At 34.4% G+C, this 17,046-nt stretch carries 15 protein-coding genes and 1 other RNA gene; 13 read left to right on the top strand and 3 right to left on the bottom strand.

Going from position 1 to position 17,046, the window contains the following annotated elements; translation table 11 throughout:
• Nucleotides 1-122: 122 nt before the first annotated feature.
• The 3 genes from ABWU29_RS05150 to pheS all read right to left on the bottom strand — a co-directional run bounded on the left by ABWU29_RS05150 (nucleotide 123) and on the right by pheS (nucleotide 5,663).
• A complete protein-coding gene (locus ABWU29_RS05150; RefSeq protein WP_264723573.1) occupies nucleotides 123-2,510 on the bottom strand; it encodes an ankyrin repeat domain-containing protein in 2,388 nt (795 codons plus the stop codon).
• Between the two features lie 816 nt (nucleotides 2,511-3,326).
• Nucleotides 3,327-4,619: a bifunctional UDP-N-acetylglucosamine diphosphorylase/glucosamine-1-phosphate N-acetyltransferase GlmU gene (gene glmU / locus ABWU29_RS05145; protein ID WP_353280202.1), complete on the bottom strand. Its 1,293-nt coding sequence runs from the start codon at nucleotides 4,617-4,619 to the stop codon at nucleotides 3,327-3,329.
• Complete coding sequence (gene pheS / locus ABWU29_RS05140) at nucleotides 4,620-5,663, bottom strand: phenylalanine--tRNA ligase subunit alpha (RefSeq protein ID WP_015588826.1); 1,044 nt, start codon at nucleotides 5,661-5,663, stop codon at nucleotides 4,620-4,622.
• A gap of 146 nt (nucleotides 5,664-5,809) precedes the next feature.
• Here pheS and ABWU29_RS05135 point away from each other — a divergent pair, with 146 nt between their 5' ends.
• The 13 genes from ABWU29_RS05135 (at nucleotide 5,810) to ispG (ending at nucleotide 16,981) form a co-directional block, all read left to right on the top strand.
• On the top strand, nucleotides 5,810-7,537 hold the full coding sequence (locus tag ABWU29_RS05135) for a hypothetical protein (RefSeq protein WP_015588827.1): 1,728 nt from the start codon (nucleotides 5,810-5,812) through the stop codon (nucleotides 7,535-7,537).
• 181 nt (nucleotides 7,538-7,718) lie between these two features.
• On the top strand, nucleotides 7,719-8,315 hold the full coding sequence (locus tag ABWU29_RS05130) for a riboflavin synthase (RefSeq protein ID WP_012673066.1): 597 nt from the start codon (nucleotides 7,719-7,721) through the stop codon (nucleotides 8,313-8,315).
• A gap of 57 nt (nucleotides 8,316-8,372) precedes the next feature.
• Nucleotides 8,373-8,963, top strand: coding sequence for a CvpA family protein (locus ABWU29_RS05125; RefSeq protein WP_015588828.1), 591 nt, complete (start codon nucleotides 8,373-8,375; stop codon nucleotides 8,961-8,963).
• Nucleotides 8,964-9,087: 124 nt separating this feature from the next.
• Nucleotides 9,088-9,418: a transfer-messenger RNA gene (gene ssrA / locus ABWU29_RS05120) on the top strand.
• Between the two features lie 22 nt (nucleotides 9,419-9,440).
• Entirely contained in the window at nucleotides 9,441-9,878 is a 438-nt protein-coding gene (locus ABWU29_RS05115; RefSeq protein ID WP_006279412.1) for a ClpXP protease specificity-enhancing factor SspB, read from the top strand.
• Nucleotides 9,879-10,083: 205 nt separating this feature from the next.
• Entirely contained in the window at nucleotides 10,084-10,305 is a 222-nt protein-coding gene (locus ABWU29_RS05110) for a hypothetical protein (RefSeq protein WP_006279415.1), read from the top strand.
• Nucleotides 10,296-10,571 (top strand): type II toxin-antitoxin system RelE family toxin, encoded by a 276-nt coding sequence (locus ABWU29_RS05105; RefSeq protein WP_015588829.1) that lies wholly within the window; start codon nucleotides 10,296-10,298, stop codon nucleotides 10,569-10,571. The genes ABWU29_RS05110 and ABWU29_RS05105 overlap by 10 nt, the downstream gene beginning before the upstream one ends.
• A 171-nt stretch (nucleotides 10,572-10,742) precedes the next feature.
• Nucleotides 10,743-11,021, top strand: coding sequence for a YggT family protein (locus ABWU29_RS05100; protein ID WP_006279515.1), 279 nt, complete (start codon nucleotides 10,743-10,745; stop codon nucleotides 11,019-11,021).
• Nucleotides 11,022-13,136, top strand: coding sequence for an FtsK/SpoIIIE family DNA translocase (locus ABWU29_RS05095; protein WP_141456784.1), 2,115 nt, complete (start codon nucleotides 11,022-11,024; stop codon nucleotides 13,134-13,136).
• Between the two features lie 181 nt (nucleotides 13,137-13,317).
• Nucleotides 13,318-14,169 carry an Rpn family recombination-promoting nuclease/putative transposase gene (locus ABWU29_RS05090; protein WP_015588831.1) on the top strand — a complete coding sequence of 284 codons (852 nt, stop codon included), beginning with the start codon at nucleotides 13,318-13,320 and terminating at the stop codon, nucleotides 14,167-14,169.
• A 202-nt stretch (nucleotides 14,170-14,371) separates the two neighbouring features.
• On the top strand, nucleotides 14,372-14,857 hold the full coding sequence (locus tag ABWU29_RS05085) for a hypothetical protein (protein ID WP_353280199.1): 486 nt from the start codon (nucleotides 14,372-14,374) through the stop codon (nucleotides 14,855-14,857).
• A gap of 197 nt (nucleotides 14,858-15,054) precedes the next feature.
• A complete protein-coding gene (locus tag ABWU29_RS05080; RefSeq protein WP_015588833.1) occupies nucleotides 15,055-15,675 on the top strand; it encodes a TRP75-related protein in 621 nt (206 codons plus the stop codon).
• Nucleotides 15,676-15,700: 25 nt separating this feature from the next.
• Nucleotides 15,701-16,981 carry a flavodoxin-dependent (E)-4-hydroxy-3-methylbut-2-enyl-diphosphate synthase gene (gene ispG / locus ABWU29_RS05075; RefSeq protein WP_015588834.1) on the top strand — a complete coding sequence of 427 codons (1,281 nt, stop codon included), beginning with the start codon at nucleotides 15,701-15,703 and terminating at the stop codon, nucleotides 16,979-16,981.
• Nucleotides 16,982-17,046: the final 65 nt, after the last annotated feature.

Below are 17,046 nucleotides of genomic sequence, written 5' to 3'. Positions count from 1 at the left end.
TCGCGGCGGTATGACGTAGGACTGCTGGGAAACCTTTATTGGGTTAGTTATAGATTCCAGTGCAGCTACTTGCATCTGCCACCTGCAAACTGCAATGTTCGTACAGATGTAGGTGCTAAGTTTTACAAACACCGTTGTGCTGAACCTTGAATATTCACTTCTTTCAATTCAGTGTCAGGAGCGATGGGTTTTGATATTGTGTATGTAATGCCACCGGCTATCAGTGCAGATACCACAGAAGCTGCAACTATTAATAGAACAGACAATCCGGAAGCAATACTAAGAGCAGCACCTACTGCTAACATAGCTGCAAGGCTCGCGTAGGCAACTTTTGGGGAAAATTGTCTTTTTCCTACTTTTTCTAGTGACACTTCATTTGTTTTAGTTTTGCCCAGTTCACCCTCAAGTGGTGTGTTTTCATTCTCCAGACTTTTTATTTTTTGTGTTAGTGATTCATTCTCTTTATTGAATTGTTTCAACTTAGTCTCATGTCCAACTATGCAACTTTTTGATTCTGCTAGTTCCTTTTGCGCTTTTTCTAACAACACTTTTGTTTTAGAATGCTTATTTTCGTTTTCTTCTAATTCGCTATTAAGTGTTGTATTTTTACTTTCTAGATCTTGTATTTTTTGTTCTAGTGATTCATTCTCTTCATTGAGTTTCTCCAGTACTTCCAATTTAGTCTCATGTTCAGTGACACAATTTCTCAATTCTGTTAGTTCCTTTTGCGCTTTTTCTAATGGTACTTCGTTTTTTTTAGTTTTTGTTTTTTCTAATTCACCCTTAAGTGTTGTGTTTTCATTTTTTAGATTTTTTATTTCTTGTCTTAGTGATTCATTCTCTTCATTGAGTTTCTCCAGTGTGTCCAGCCTAGCTCCATGTCCAGTGATATAACTTTTCAATTCTGTTAGTTCCTTTTGCGCTTTTTCTAATGGTACTTCGTCTGTTTTAGTTTTTGTTTTTTCTAATTCACTATTAAGCGTTGTGTTTTTACTTTCTAGATCTTGTATTTTTTGTTTTAGCAATTCATTCTTTTTCTGCTCATCCTTTAGCTGAGTACGTAATTCTTTTAACTTAGCTTTACGTTTTTCAACCTTTTCTGCTTTTTCTGGAGTTTCCGTTGCGTTGTGTGTTTTGGAATGAGAAAAGGTACTAGGTACAACCTCAGATGGCTGATCACACATACTGTTTAGTCTATCTATTAGGTCTTCATCCTTTATCAATGAGCGATCTGCTCCATATTTTATCAAAAGTTTTGCTAATTCTTTATTGTCATTTGTAACAGGAAAGTATAAAGGGATATGTTCATCTTGATCTTGTGCATTAACATTTGCTCCATTATCTATTAGATACTTTGCAATCTCTACATAACCATGCACAGCAGCATAATGTAAAGGGGTATGTTTATCTCTATTTCGTGCATCAACATCTGCTCCATGTTTTATCAAAAGTTTTGCTAATTCTTTATTGTTATCTGCAACAGCCCAATGTAAAGGGGTCACGCCATCTTTATCTTGTGCATCAATGTCTTCTCCATTTTCTAATATAGATTGGCCTAAAGCTTCAGATCCATCTCCATCAAAACATATTCCACTGTCGTCACTACTACTTTTATTTAAAAAGGTCTGTTCCCCATTATATGTAGTATACTGCTCTGGATGTTGACTGTGCAAGTCATTATGTTCTATGCGCTTCTGATTATTGGCAAGTCTTTGTTCTGCCTCTTGCAACTTTTGCGCCACAGCATCTCTTTTAGCCAGTTCTCTTTCTAATGTATCATCTACTTTGTTTATATTGTTTTCATTAGTGATTGAGTTTGAAGAAGTCTGTTCATCCTCATCTTGTACATAGATTTTTCTGCTGTTTGGTGTAATTCCGTTGTTCTCTTTCTGATCTCTTGCGTTCCATGCTTGCACTGCAGCAGTTATTTTATTTCCGCCCATAGCTGAATCTCCTGGAGTTTTATTATTAGGCTGCGGTAAAGTGCCTTGTCTATAAGGTTGTCTTCTCGTAGCTCTTGTCTCAGCATAACGTTGTTCTCCTTCCTCTAACATTTTTATTATAGCCTTTTTACCTTTTACATCACCGACAATATCCCTTGGAGTTCGGCCTTGACTATCTTTTAGTGAAGGATTTGCGTTATTGTTCAATAAAAGCTGAGCTATCTCTTGATGACCATGCAAAGCAGCAATGTGCAAAGCAGTTAGCTTAGACTTAGCTTCATCAAGTTCATATATTGGTTCATTAACTTTTGCTTCCTTTGCTAGTAGGAGTTTTACTATTGGTACACTGTTACATTCCACAGCAAGATGTACCAACATATAATTTACAATTTTGTCTGAATCTAATATACTGAACATCTTATCTATCTTCAAATTGTTATAAGTGCTATATACTATTGAGTCTGCATCTTTTAGCTCACTTCCTATTCTTTCAAGTAAATTATTCTCATTTAAACCTTCACTCTTGCTTACCTCATTTATTATTTCAAAAAACTTTTTCTTTTCCATTGCCGTAACCTTTCCTCTCAATTTATTTATTATTGTTGAACAGTCTCACAAAAAAGTTAAGTTTGTCGAAATTCCATGTTTGATCTAAAAATTAGTCATAAACATTTTCTATGCAAGTAGCTGACACTGGTTCACTCTATAATGGTGTCACAGCAGTCCTACATCATGCCACCGCGAACCGTCATACCGCGATTCATTCGCGGTATCTCAGCCGCTAACAAGAGATCCCGCTAACAAGCAGCGGGATGACGGTTGTCGTTTAGCCATAAACATTAAGAAATTTACCAAATAAAAAAAAAGGCAAAAGAAGCCCCGTGGTTATTATCCGCTTTAAAATATTGGCGTTTTTTATGTTTTAAACGCTTGACAAGCGAGATTCAGCCGCTTTTAATTGCAACTAACTTACGCTGCAAATGTTTAAGAAATTTACTAAGCAGAAAAAAAGACAAAGAATCCCCGAGTTAGCTAGTCTTTTACTATCTCTGTCGAGTATTGGCATTTTTTGATGTCTTGTAACGCTTTATAAGCGCGTTCAGCTTATTTAGATAAAAATCTAGATGTAGATGAAGTTTTGTAAAGACATACAGTATCTATATACTGCAAAAAATTGAATATAAGACGCCGATACATTAAGTAATCCTTACCTTTTAATCTGCAGATTGGCGAAAGCAAATACAATAGCTTCACTGTTATGATAAGGGGGCTGGCGGAGTTTGTCAAGGAAGTTTTTTTGTTTCTATTCCCAATAAAAGTTTGTTATATGGTTATGCAAGAAGTCTAATATTAAAAATGACACAACAACATAATTAAATTAGACTACTTTATTCTCTTAGTTACTTGCTTTTCTCTTGCTATTGCAAGGCTTTTTTCTGGTACATCCTCAACTATAACACTACCTGCTGCAATTACAGATTCATCATGAATATTAAGCGGCGCAATTAGTGAGCTATTGGCGCCAACAAAGCAATTGCTCCCTATATTCGTTTCATGTTTATTTTTCCCATCATAATTACAAACAATAGTGCCTGCTCCTATATTACTCTCCTGCCCTACTTTAGCATTTCCTATATAACTTAAGTGTTTTATTCTAGTGTTTTGACCAACTTCACTTGTTTTCACTTCCACAAAATTTCCTATTTTTGCCTTATTACCAATTGTTGTGTTTCCGCGTATTCTGGTAAATGGACCGACCTCAGCATTACTTTTAATTAAGCAATTTTCTAAATGCGAAAATGGCAGTATTTTCGCACCAGACTCTATTTTCACTCCAGTACCGAAAAAAACATATGGGTAAATAACTGAATCTCTGGCAATTTGCGTATCAAGAGAAAAGAAAACAGTCTCTGGTGCAACAAGCGTTACTCCGGAGTCGGTAAAAACTTTTCTTTTATTTTCTTGAAAGTAAAATTCAGCTTTTATAAGGTCATTTCTGTTATTTATTCCCGTTGCTTCTTCTCCACCGGTAATAACGTAACCGACATTTAAATTACTCTTCACTGCAATGGAAACTATATCGGTCAAGTAATATTCATGAGTTGAGCTATTGCACTCTATTTTCTCCACCAATTCACGTAAATTCTTTGCACATGCCACCATTATTCCAGCATTGGCAAGAAATTCTTCATGATTATTTTTATCACTCTTTGCTTCTACGATTTCTCTTAAGGAACCATTCTCAATAATTAACCTACCGTATTCTTTATTGCTTGTCCTAAAACCTAGGCAAACTAGAGCCTTGCCTTCTAAATAACTAATCATTTTAGTTATTGTGCTGCTTTTTATGAGCGGAGTATCCCCATACTGCACAACAACTATGCTTGAATCTGGCAATTCTCTTAGGTTTCTCATCGCAGTTTTGACCGCATCTCCCGTGCCAAGTGTTAATTCTTGTGTAATTAACTGTATATCCTTAAAACACTTTAGTCTTTCAATTAAAGGCTGATCAACTACAACAGCAATATTTTCAGGATTTAACTGTTTTGCATTGTAAATGACATACTGGAGCATGGAAAAACTGCCTATTTTGTGTAGGACCTTAGGCAAATCTGAATTCATCCGCCTGCCATGCCCTGCAGCAAGTATAACGAACGTATGAGTTTTACTTATCACTTATCTTAAAGATGAAAAATGAAAACCGTAATGATCAAGCCAGCTGATTTTGTTGTCATAAAAGCTCCTCAAGTCGCTAATTTGATATTTTAGCATTGCAAGCCTTTCTATACCAATGCCAAACGCAAAACCGTTGTATTTAGTATGGTCTATTCCAACATTTTGAAATACATTTGGATGCGTCATACCGCATCCCAGTACTTCTATCCATTTACTACCTTTATAACTTATGTCCACTTCCGCAGAAGGCTCGGTAAAAGGGAAAAAACTATTACGAAAACGTATCTTCAGCCCTTTATCGCCAAAGAACTTATTAAGGAAGTGATGAATAGTAAATTTTAACTGGCCCATATTGACATTCTCATCGACATATAACCCCTCTATTTGATGGAACATAGGGGTGTGAGTTGCATCAAAGTCGTTTCTGTATACTCTACCTGCAGCTACTATTTTAATTGGGAACTTTTTTGTTTTTTCCATGGTTCTAATCTGTACAGATGAGGTGTGAGTGCGCAGTACCATTCTTTTATCATCTATTTTGTTCTTTAAGTAGAAGGTATCTTGCTCCTCTCGCGCAGGATGATGACTTGGAGTATTCAGTGCATCAAATACATGAAATTCATCTTCAATATCAGGGCCATCAACTGCTTTAAAACCCATATGTGCAAAAATAAGCTTTACTTCATTTATAACCTTACTGAGTGGATGGACCTTGCCCATTTTTTCTGGTCTAACGGGCAACGTGATATCAACCGCCTCGTTCTGCAATTTAAAGTTAACTTCTTCTGTTTTTAGCACATTTTCCCTATTCATGATAAGATGATCTATCTTATCACGTAAAGCGTTAATCACTGCACCTAAATCACGCTTTTTCTCTGCATTTTCTATCTTTTTTAAGTTATCAAAATACGCTCTAACTACACCCTTTTTTCCCAAATATAATAGCCTAACTTTTTCTAAATCTTGCAAAGAAGAAGCATTCTCAATTTCGGAAACTGCTTTATCTTCAAGTGAAAGTATGTCATCTAATAACTCTTTATTCATCTTAAAAACGCTGGCTTAAACTTTCATTATAGTGAAATTTTAAATATCATCAACAATCCGAAAAATTGCCCTATTCTGATTATTAATTTATTGACTAATTAATCTTTTTTATTTACCTTTGCGTTGATGAATTTGCTGTATCAACTATGCACAACAGTAACACTGAAACTAAGAATAAGTATAAAATAGAGGATTTACCTAAGCTCTTTAAGGAAAAATCCAGAAACATAAGTAAAGCATTTTCTAGCGAAACAATTAAGATCAGTGCTATTCGCTCGAGAAGTATTGAAAGCAATATACAAAAATTTTCATTTGAGCTAACAGCAACAGATAAAGACACCTTTAATATAAGATTATTTCGAATAAACCCTTTAATTGATTTTTTCAAAATCTGCCTTTCCCGGGAAAAAAAATTTACAGCCAACATAAAAGTGCCCAAAGAAAGCAGTGAACTATATAATAACTACTGTAAAACTAACAGTTATAAAACTGTAGAAGAATTCGTAAATAGTGCTCCGCCTCAAATCCTTCTGCAGGGCACAACGATAACGCTACAAACAGACGTTGAAAACATTAACCTGGACAACTTGTACCAAATCGAGTTATTTCTAAATGAAAAGCTACAACATGCAGAAAAAACTGAAAATGAAGACAAAAAAGAACAGAGTGAAACTAACCAAAAAAATGCACAAAATAAACAAATCGTACCAGTTACAGGCTCATTTGGCTTCGATGTAACAAATAATGGAAAACAAGTTACACGTGTTTCGATAGTAGTTGCTGCAATGCATGAAAACGTTTTCTGGTTTAGATCTTTTTTCTGTCTACCCAATTTTTTTAATACGTCACAATTCTTTTCCCAACAATTGCCAAAATTTTCTATACAGAGCAACAATATACCATTTGGTGTTATTCCAGCGTTTGACCAGGAAAAAAGAAACATGGATCCAAGTAGTCAAGCTACTCGGATGACAGGGGGTAGTATAGAAAATCCAATACCTCAAGAAGCAGAACAGAATGTAGGTCAAACTACTTCGCACACAGAGTATTTTAAAGCTAATAGAAAAAAATCGAAAAAGCAATCTCAAGAACTACCAGAAGAAGAAAAACAATCTACCATAAAACAAGCACGAAATGATGCTAGAGTAGCTGTGATAGATAACCAAATTGAGCACAGGGGGAAAAAGCTCGATAAAATATTTATTGAAGTGATGAGTGGATACAAAAATCAAGATCCAGAAACATTTTGCAATATTTTCAGCTCAGTATTCAATATTGTTTACTTTCAAGATAAACAATTACATGCAATATTAGAGCCAGGCGAAATATCAGAAGTATTACAGATACTCGAAAGGCCACAACCTCTTAGTAACTCACTTTTAGGTAAAGAATATTTACAAAAACAAGTATATAGAAAAAAAGAGCAATTGCTTAAATTAGTTTCAGGTGTTTATATACAACAACCTTCTCCACAACATGAAAATACTCCTCATAAATCTACAAACCCTTTACCAATTAAAGATCTTTCACCAGCAACAAATGAAGCTAAAACTCTACCACCTACTAACATTACACTCAAATCACCGTTAAAAACTGTATTTTCCTCAAAAAAGGCTTATTTTTGTCTATTTATAATAGTAGCATCTGCATCAACACTTTGCTTATGGCATTTTCCATTAGGAAAAGTGTCAATGTTAAAAGGATTAGTGCCACCAGAAAAAAGGGAAAGTATTGGGTTAGCATTGAACATAGGGTTGCCAATATTAATCGCGCTGTGTATTTTGAATTTAGCTCGCTTTATATATTCTGAATATTCTATAGAATCTATTAAGCAAGTAAGTGAAAACGATCCCCTTTCTCGCGCCTATAGCTAGTGCAGGCTCAGTTTTCCTACGTCATACCGTCACGGTATCTCTAGATCCCGCTAACACGTAGCGGGATGACGAATTTGTCGTTTTTTAAATTGTCGGTAAACCAGAATTACTTTAACTATAACAAAATAGAAATAAGTTGTTGTAAAAAATTTTTCATGGTAAAATTATTTATTTTCACCATATGTTTAAAGGAATTATCACGGATATCGGGACTATAACTGATACTACCACTCACTCCAACTCTGATCAAATTTTCCATATCAAGACACAAAATTTATCCTCTATAAATAAAGGAGATTCAATAGCTTGCTCTGGTGTGTGTTTAACTGTTGTTGATATAATGAGCGATACATTTACAGTCCAAGCATCTCAAGAAACTATGAAGGTTGCTAACTTAAATACGTGGAGAATAGGAAAAAAAATAAATCTCGAACAAGCAATGAGATTAAGCGATAAGATCGATGGCCACCTGGTTCAGGGTCATGTTGATGGGATAGTAAAATTTTTAACAATTAATCAAAATTTAGATTCTCATGAAATCAAACTATCGTGCCCACAAGAATTAATTAAATTTGTTGCAAAAAAAAGCTCCGTTACACTAGATGGGGTTTCCCTCACAGTGAATTCAGTTGTTAATCAGGAATTTACAGTAAATATCACTCCCTATACATGGGAAAATACAACTTTTCAGTACAACAAAGTAAATGATTATTTGAATTTAGAAATTGACATGATCGCTAGGTATTTAGATCAATTGATGCAGCATAAATACAATTAATTTTACAACCTTGTTATTTACAACTATTATATCTTGAAAACCATATAGATATAAAACATGCTTTTCGATAGCCTAATTATCTTCATTGTTGTTCTATGCGTAATAATCTCGGTAACTAGAGGCTTTATAAAAGAGCTATGCGCACTAATGTTTCTATTTTTATCGGTCTTTCTGACAGCTAATCACTATGATTTTTTCACTCCAAATTATAGTAAATATTTTGATTCTAAAGTTACACTAAACATACTTTCTACAATCTCTGTATTTATTATACTTAATCTTATATTCATGATAATAAATAACTGGCTAATGTACATATTATTACCCATAAGGTTGGGGTTTATCGATAGAGTTACTGGAATCTTTCTCGGAGTGCTTAAAGGAATATTGCTCTCTTATGTATTATTTTTTGCTGTGCACTTATATTGCTACACAGTATATGACAAAAAAGAGGGAGAGTATAAAATAGAAGCAGAAGACATATTGCCTAATTGGATAATAAATTCACACTCTTATCAGGCTTTATTTGTGACAGCAGAAGAAGTAATTGACATGTATGTACCAGAGTCGTTGATACTAAAAATAAAAGAGATCGGTGGAGAAATGGTTGATCAAGAAAAACCTAAAAACAATAAAAAAGAAGAGTAAATATTTATTTATAAATATTTTCATTGGGAGTATTCAAAAAGCCATATGTGTCAGGTTAAGAGCACAGAATTTTTTACTGGAAATATTAATTTTGTTTTAGCAATAAATCAACTTAAGGTCATAATATCTTGACATTTATTTAATGTTGCTATATAATAGCTATGTACATTTTGTGTACTATAGCAATAAAATTACCTTGTAATAGGTGTATTGGACCCGAGGGCAGTACTCGGCGCCTCCACCATGTTTTTTAATTATACGGGGGCGATTAAGGATCGACATGCATAGTAAAGATGGTAGCTTTGCTCGGTTAGACACCACCGCTAAGAGTTCATAATTTAAATGCAAACGATAATTTTGCTGCTGAAGAATATCGTGTTGCTGCTTAATTTAGCACAACCGGTTTATTACTAAAGCACGGTTTAGGGAACGCCGGGTAACAGAAGTTCCCCCAAAATTTACGTATGTGAAAGTTATATGGAGCAAACAGATTACAAAAAACTGCTTAATTCTGCTAAGTTTCAAGTTATCAAAAAGACTTTAGATGTTATATCAGGTAATGGTTTTATCCCTCACTTAGAAATATTATTTTTCACATATTTTAATGGTGTGACCATGCCAGATCGTTTGAAAAAGTCATACCCTACTCAAATGCTTATTATATTACAGCATCAATTCTATGATTTAAAAGTTTCTGAGGATAAATTTAGCGTCAGTTTGAGTTTTCAAGGAAAACAAGAGCGAATTACTATACCGTTTTTTGCTATTAGTGAGTTTCGTGATAAAATTTCAGGAGATGTTTTAATATTTGACAAAATCAGTATCGACTCTGATAAAGAATACAAAAGTGAAAAATGTACTGAAAAACTATCAAACGGTAGTATTATATCCATAGATCAACTGCGTGATGAGTAACTGCTCATCTTTATAAACAAAAAATATTAATAGAAAAAAGTGGTCTAACTTAAGTAATAGAATAGAGGGTAGATAAATATGCTAAATTTTTAATTATTTATTAACGCAGGTGGCAAAATTTTTCTTACGTATCATCAACTTTCTTTATTGAAAAATTAAAAAAAATGTTGTATACTTGTTACAGTAGTAGAGTTCGGTAAAACATATGGCAAATTCAGGCATTAACATAGCTCTTAGCGAAGAAACTTTAAAGCATCTTGCTGAATTATCTGAATTTACTAAACAGCCCGTTCAAGAATTAGCAGGAAAACTATTTAGAGAAGCAGTTGAGCTTGAAATGGAGGATTTTTTAGTATCTAAAATTTCTGATGAGCGTGATGTTGAAGGTGCAGAAACAGTTGATTTTGAAGATATTAAGTGGGATTAGAGCGTTACAAGGTTAAGTCTCTAAAGAGTGTTGTTGAAAAAGATTTACCAAACCTTCCAAAGACAATAAGGCTAAGAGTTCAAAAGGCTATAAAAGAACGTCTTACAGTTGACCCAATAAATTTTGGTGAACCACTACATCATAACTTAAAAGGATGTAGAAGGCTAAGAGTTGGTGACTATCGTGTAATTTACAGAGTAAATCAATTAGATCATATAGTAACTATCACAGAGATAGGACATAGAGATGATATTTATAAGAAATAAATATCAACATTAATATATATTATACACCCCTCCTTCCTTGTCCATTCTCTACTTTAGGTGGCTTTGCGCAGCTCAAAAAATGAAGTTTTTTTTGGTTCAGCAAAAACAACATTTTGAGTTTGAAAAGGCTAAATACTTGTCTTTTATATAACTTTCGTGTAATAGATATGTATGCATCCAATCATATATCTACTCAATACGTTACTTGATCTTTATAGCTTCATTCTAATATGTTGGGTTGTCCTAAACTGGCTGGTTAAACTTAATATGGTGAACATATATAATGAAACTGTCAGTAGCATAATGCACATCTTGAACCAATTGACATATCCACCACTAAAGATTATTAGAAGATATATACCACCGTTCAACGGATTAGATTTATCTATAATGATATTGCTAATAACAATTCACTTTGTAAAATATACAGTAGCTTACTACTTTAGGTAGATGTTAAAAAAATATCTAAAATCAGCAATATATCTATCCCTTTTAATATATATATATATATCAGTTTTTAGCTATAACTATAAAGATCCTTCCTTAAACACAGCTACAAATGAGGAAGTGACAAATTTAGGTGGAATAGTAAGTTCATATTTAGCTGATATATTGGTTCAATTTCTTGGATTAACTAGTGTTACAATAGCTACAACCATAGTTTACTTGTTGATCTTCAGGCCATCAAAAAGGCTGCTAAAAATTCTCTATTTAATATTAATCAATTTAGGGATATGTGCTATACTACCACAACTTTCGCTAGGCATCACTGCAAGGTACAGACACAGTGGAATAATAGGGAATGCACTAATTAATAACTGCCCGTTTTATATATTTGTGATAGTAACATCAATAGGTCTTGTAGGATCTGTTGGTTGGAAGAGAACAATTTACTCTCTATTCTTCTTATGTAAAAAAATAGCTTGCTTATTTGTAAATGTTCCATTCTTCAGATCACATAAAACTACTGAGTATTCAATTGCACCATTAGTAGTAGAAGAAAAACATAGAACTAAAATCACTACTAAACAACAACCAAAAGAAAGACAGAAAAAAGCTACCGAGGAGGTTTTAAGTGAGTTTAAGTTTCCAAGTATCCATTTACTTTCTAAAGCAGAGGAGTCTTTGCAGAGAAAGCAGCTGAATGAAATGGAGAGCAATAAAAATTTATCTCTGCTGGAACAAGTCCTGAGTGATTTTGGCGTGCAAGGAAAAATTATCAGTGTATGCTATGGGCCGGTTGTGACTTTGTACAAACTTGAACCACAAGCTGGCACGAAATCTGCAAGAGTAATTGGCCTTGCAGATGACATTGCACGTTCGATGAGTGCACTCTCTGCACGTATTTCAATAATTCGTGGGCAAAATGCTATGGGAATAGAGTTGCCGAACAAGGAACGGGAAATTGTAATGCTGCGTGATTTGCTTGAATCCCCAGAATACCAAAATGCAAACTTAAATCTCCCAATTGCGCTTGGCAAAGAAATAAGTGGAAAACCAGTTATTGCAGATCTAACTAAAATGCCCCACTTGCTCGTTGCTGGAACCACAGGGTCTGGTAAATCAGTTGCGATTAACACTATGATTCTTTCACTCGTTTATCGATTAAGTCCTGATGAATGTAAGATGATAATGATCGACCCAAAAATGCTTGAGCTTTCAATATATGATGCAATACCGCATCTAATAACGCCAGTGGTAACAGAGCCAAAAAAGGCTGTAGTCGCTCTTAAGTGGATAGTAAAAGAGATGGAAAACCGCTATCGCATGATGTCCTATTTAAATGTGCGCAATGTAATAAACTATAACCAAAGAATCACAGAAGCGATGAATAGTGGAATAGAATTGGAGCGCGTTGTGCAGATTGGCTTTAACTCAACAACAGGCAAACCTTTGTTTGAAAAGCTGCCGATTAAAATGGAAACATTCCCATATATTGTAGTGATTGTAGATGAAATGGCAGATTTGATGCTTGTTGCCGGCAAAGAAATAGAGTGCTCTATTCAACGCTTAGCTCAGATGGCTCGTGCTGCAGGAATACACATCATAATGGCAACACAACGCCCATCTGTGGATGTGATCACAGGTGTGATAAAGGCGAACTTTCCAACGAGAATCAGTTTTGCTGTTACTTCTAAGATAGATAGTCGCACAATACTTGGCGAACAAGGGGCTGAACAATTGCTTGGTATGGGTGATATGCTTTATATGGCCTCTGGTGGTAAGATTATTCGAATTCACGGCCCATTTGTGAGCGATGATGAGGTACAAGATATAGTTGATCATCTGAAAATGCAAGGTGAGCCAAATTATATGGAGGAAATTACCAAAGAAGATGAAAATTCTTCTGTGGAATCAGAAGGTGAAACAGAGGATGAAGAAAACGACCTCTACAATCAAGCAGTGGCCATCATTCAAAGAGATCAAAAAGTTTCAACCAGTTACATTCAGCGACAACTTAGAATAGGCTATAACAGAGCTGCAAACATCGTTGAAAGAATGGAAAAAGAAGGTGTTGTCAGTGCTCCAAATTATTCAGGAAAGAGAGAGATATTAGTAGAATAACAGGGCTTCTGAGAACGTTCATGCGCGTTAAGTTAGGCCATAGATGGGTATCTTAAAATTTGCTGCAAATGCAACTTTCTTGGCTATCTTTTACAAAGTTAAAAGTTGTCTTCCTTAAAAATATAATTGAATAATTGTTAATAATAGTGTATAATTATTAATATTTTCAAGCATTCTTGCCATGGCTCTTTCTAAATTTCTCGATCCAAAGTTAGATTTAACATTTAAGAAAATCTTTGGTACTGAAAAAAATAAGAATATTCTTATCCATTTTTTAAATGATATTTTAGGATGTACTGAAGTCAATACTATACAAGAAGTAGAATTCTTAAGCACCATTATGGACCCTGAAATTGCCTCTGATAGACAAAGTATAGTTGATGTTCTTTGCAGGGATTCTAGTGGGTCAAGATATATAATTGAGATGCAGCTCGCTAGAGACAAGGGCTTTGAAAAGCGCGCACAACTCTATGCTGCTAAGGCTTACTCAAGGCAGGCTGATAAAAATTACATTAATTTAAAGAAGGTTTTCTTCATTGCTATTTCCAATGGTATGCTATTCCCTGAAGAGGTTGAGTATATTTCTACTCACAATATACGTGATATAAAAACCAACGGCCATTACTTAAAAGATTTTCAATTTGTCTTTATAGAATTACCTAAATTTTCAAAAAGCAGAGTGGAGGAACTAGAAAGCACAATAGAAAGGTGGTGCTTCTTTTTTAAGCATGCAGAAGAAACGACAGATGAAGATCTAAAGAAAATTGCAGAGGAATCACCAATAATAAAGCTAGCATACGATGAATTAGACAAGTTTCACTGGAGTGAAAAAGATCTCCTAGCTTATGAAGAAAGAGTGATGGATCTACAGAAAGAAGAAGCTATCCTTGAATACAGACTTGATCTTGCTGAAGAGAAAGGTGTACGGAAAGGAAAAATTGAAGTCGTAAAAGCAATGCTAGCTAATAATGTTGATGTCAACACTATTGTTAAGTTTACTGGCCTCTCCATGAGTGAGATCAAAGAATTGTAGAATTAAGTGTTAATGGTTACAAAAATACAATAAGCATTTTTCTTCATGTATTTCGTAAGTACCTTAATTTAAGTTTTCGCACTTTTAAAAAGCAAGTCAAACAAAATTATTAAAAGGTCAATACATAATGACAGTTAATTTAATAATAATTTAAACATTGGGAATGTAAAATTATAATATATTAATTAACTAGGGGGTTAAAATGTCAAATGTTTTTAGTAATGCTTGGTATAGTTTGTCTGGCAATGATAGGTTAGATATAACAGCATTGCAAAAAAGTCAAAAAATCGATGCTGAGCAGTTTGAAAAAGTTTTTGGTGCATTAAAAGAATGGCAAGAAGCTCAAAAGATAGATGATGAGCAGTTTGAAAAAGTTTTTAGTGCATTAGAAGACAAGATTGGTACTGAGCAGTTTCAAGCTATGCAAGAGCACTTAAACGGCCTACAAGAAAAAGTGGAAACACTTGCAGAGGCAGTAGCAGATCAAGAAAAAACACTACTAATTTGTACCATAGCCACTGCTGTTGCCGTAATAGCGATAACTAGTTTTGTTGCATTCTGTATCTATCAGAGAGTTAAGTGTGAAAGGGAGAAAGAAAAGAACTTGTCTAAAGATACGCCAGACACAAAACTTAATGATAAAGTTGATACTCAAGTGCAACAGAATAGCTTATACACTCCAAACTAAGTTGTATAACACTTTTCTTGAAAAGGTGTTACGCAACTTGTAACACCTTCCTCTTCTCTTAGCCTATGTAGATTTTTTGATAGTAAACATATCACTTTTTAGAAAAATATTTGTATTGTAAAGTTAGTAAAGATTCTGGTTTACTTAAAGTTTGTTAATTGCTATCTTTTAAAACACGATATTTACTATAGCACCATATGCTTAGGATTTTTTCTAAAGTCTTGTTTATATTAATGTTTTTGGTTTCTAGCTTTTTTACTGTGCATAGTGCTGAAGCTAAATCTAAGCTCAGTAAGAGATACATACCTCCTGGTAACCCTGGTGGTGCAAGCTTTCATACAGATGAGGATTTTGCTGAGTCATATAAGCTATATGAAAAGCGTAGGGAATTGCTCAAGAAAAAAAAGTCACAAGATCGAGCTATAAATAAAGAAGATCTAATCAAAAAATTAAAAGAGAAAAAAATTGCTAGTCTTGATAATGAGCCAAATGACATGGAAGCGTGCATAGTCGACGATGAAGAGAGCGCTATGATAAATCAGCATGGTATTAATATCGCGCGTTTAAGGGGTGCTGTATTTATAGATCAAGAGCCAGTTTTCCAGTATGAAAATAAGCAGCATGAAAGTGAACAACAAGAAGAGAAGAAAGTTACTTCAACACGAGAAAAAAAAGTTTCTCCTATGAATATCACTATAAAAAAAACTCCATCAAGAAAAACATGCTCACATGATTCTATTGCTAATTTGGATAACGTAGATGCTTATAGTTTGAATGGTTCGAGTTCATTTGGCAGTGTAGCTGACACAGTAAAATAGTATCACAATATTGGCCATTAATAATATGCTAGATAAAGACCTAATATTGAATGATGATGCATATGAATTATTGCCGATTTCCAGGCACAAGACTCATGTTGTAGAAGTTGGAAAAGTAAAGATAGGTGGAAATAATCCTGTAGTTGTACAATCTATGGCGCTTGGCGTGCATATAGATTCTGATAATATAAAAAGTAGCGCAAAACATTATGCAAAAGAGATAACAGAACTAGCGCGTACAGGTTCAGAATTGGTGCGAATTGCCTTGAACTCAGAGGAGGTAGCAAGAGCAATACCTTATATAGTAGAAGAGATAAATAAAGAAGGTTTTGACGGTAAAATATTGGTAGGCTGTGGTCAGTATGAGCTAGATAAATTAGTTCAAGATTATCCAGACAACATCAAAATGCTGGGTAAAATTAGGATAAACCCAGGCAATATAGGTTTTGGCAACAAACGTGATGAGAAGTTTGAAAGGGTTATAGAGTATGCAATAATGCACGATCTTCCGGTTAGAATTGGGGTAAATTGGGGTAGTCTTGATAAATACCTTTTGCAAAAATTGATGGATGAAAACTCTTCGCTTAGTAATTCAAGGCCTTCTGACGTTATACTGCGCAAAGCACTTGTAATGTCTGCTCTTGATAGTGCAAAAAAAGCTGAAGAAATTGGTCTAAATTCAAACAAAATAATCATTTCATGTAAAGTTAGCAAAGTACAAGATTTAATTTTAGTTTATATGGCACTTGCAAAATCTTCCAATTATGCGCTGCATTTGGGTTTAACTGAGGCTGGTATGGGCAATAAAGGTGTGGTAAATACCGCAGCAGGGCTTATTTATTTATTGCAAAATGGCATTGGAGATACAATACGGGCTTCTTTGACTCAACGTCCTGGTGAATCGCGTACTAATGAAGTGGTGGTGTGTCAGGAAATATTGCAGTCTATAGGCTTGCGATACTTTAACCCTCAGGTTAATTCATGTCCTGGTTGTGGGCGCACGAGTAGCGATCGTTTTCGTATATTAACTGAAGAGGTGAATGGCTATATAAAAACTCATATACCGATATGGAAGAAAAAAAATCCAGGTGTAGAGCATATGAGCATTGCTGTTATGGGATGCATAGTAAACGGTCCTGGAGAAAGCAAACACGCAAATTTGGGAATCAGCTTGCCTGGATATGGAGAAAAACCTGTTTCAGCAGTCTACAAAGACGGCAAATATTTCAAAACTTTACAAGGTGATAATGTCTCTGAAGAATTTAAGGCAATTATTGATAATTATGTGAAGGAGCATTACACGTAACCTTTCACGGTTAATTAATAGATAAATCGCAAATAAAAAAGAAAATTAGACCTTGTTTTTCTTTT

The organism is Wolbachia endosymbiont (group A) of Phasia obesa, assembly GCF_964028125.1.
In the GTDB taxonomy this organism is placed as follows: Bacteria; Pseudomonadota; Alphaproteobacteria; order Rickettsiales; family Anaplasmataceae; genus Wolbachia; species Wolbachia pipientis.
This window is presented reverse-complemented; position numbering and strand designations above follow the sequence as displayed.

What these genes read in the sequence shown, in the direction of transcription:
- ABWU29_RS05080 (WP_015588833.1), top strand. Translation starts at nt 15,055, where the DNA reads ATGCTTAGGATTTTTTCTAAAGTCTTGTTTATATTAATGTTTTTGGTT.
- ABWU29_RS05090 (WP_015588831.1), top strand. Translation starts at nt 13,318, where the DNA reads ATGGCTCTTTCTAAATTTCTCGATCCAAAGTTAGATTTAACATTTAAG.
- ABWU29_RS05110 (WP_006279415.1), top strand. Translation starts at nt 10,084, where the DNA reads ATGGCAAATTCAGGCATTAACATAGCTCTTAGCGAAGAAACTTTAAAG.
- ABWU29_RS05150 (WP_264723573.1), bottom strand. Translation starts at nt 2,510, where the DNA reads ATGGAAAAGAAAAAGTTTTTTGAAATAATAAATGAGGTAAGCAAGAGT.
- ABWU29_RS05130 (WP_012673066.1), top strand. Translation starts at nt 7,719, where the DNA reads ATGTTTAAAGGAATTATCACGGATATCGGGACTATAACTGATACTACC.
- ABWU29_RS05100 (WP_006279515.1), top strand. Translation starts at nt 10,743, where the DNA reads ATGCATCCAATCATATATCTACTCAATACGTTACTTGATCTTTATAGC.
- pheS (WP_015588826.1), bottom strand. Translation starts at nt 5,663, where the DNA reads ATGAATAAAGAGTTATTAGATGACATACTTTCACTTGAAGATAAAGCA.
- ABWU29_RS05095 (WP_141456784.1), top strand. Translation starts at nt 11,022, where the DNA reads ATGTTAAAAAAATATCTAAAATCAGCAATATATCTATCCCTTTTAATA.
- ABWU29_RS05135 (WP_015588827.1), top strand. Translation starts at nt 5,810, where the DNA reads ATGCACAACAGTAACACTGAAACTAAGAATAAGTATAAAATAGAGGAT.
- ABWU29_RS05125 (WP_015588828.1), top strand. Translation starts at nt 8,373, where the DNA reads ATGCTTTTCGATAGCCTAATTATCTTCATTGTTGTTCTATGCGTAATA.
- ABWU29_RS05115 (WP_006279412.1), top strand. Translation starts at nt 9,441, where the DNA reads ATGGAGCAAACAGATTACAAAAAACTGCTTAATTCTGCTAAGTTTCAA.
- ABWU29_RS05085 (WP_353280199.1), top strand. Translation starts at nt 14,372, where the DNA reads ATGTCAAATGTTTTTAGTAATGCTTGGTATAGTTTGTCTGGCAATGAT.
- ispG (WP_015588834.1), top strand. Translation starts at nt 15,701, where the DNA reads ATGCTAGATAAAGACCTAATATTGAATGATGATGCATATGAATTATTG.